Here is a 509-nt window from a genome sequence, read left to right on the forward strand (position 1 = left end):
TGCTGCAAGCCGTGCAATTTTTCTTGCTTGTCGCGGTTGGGCTTTATCTTGCCACCATTCAGTGGTTACGCCGCGTTAAACACGCGCTCACGCCCTACCATTTTGCTCAATGCGGCAGATTGGTTTACCAGCATATCGCACCAAAGCAATCCCCTCCTTGTGTTTTTCCTGCCTAATGGTTCTTTAAGAACTCAGGCTCACAATAATAACAATTATCCCATTGAGCATTTGCTCGGGAAGTCATTCTATTTAAAAGGAAAATACACATGCTTAAACAAATGAAAATCGCCACTTTGTCACTTATCGCTCTCATTGCTAGCCCTATGAGCCTTGCTCACGATTACGAAGCCGGAAAAATTCACATCGATCATCCCTGGAGTCGTGAAGCGCCACCAAATGCTCCTGTTATTGGCGGATTCTTTCAGCTGACCAACCATGGGGATACGGAAGACGCGTTGATCGCAGCAGAAAGCCCAATCGCTGGCCGTGTGGAGATCTACACTCACACG

General features: G+C 47.3%; 1 protein-coding gene. It reads left to right on the plus strand.

Annotated elements, in window-relative coordinates:
- Positions 1 to 266 precede the first annotated feature (266 nt).
- On the plus strand, positions 267 to 509 hold a 243-nt coding region (locus R7044_RS28295; RefSeq protein ID WP_225456417.1), incomplete at its 3' end, for a copper chaperone PCu(A)C.

The sequence above is a fragment of the Vibrio sp. 1402 genome, from assembly GCF_033340275.1.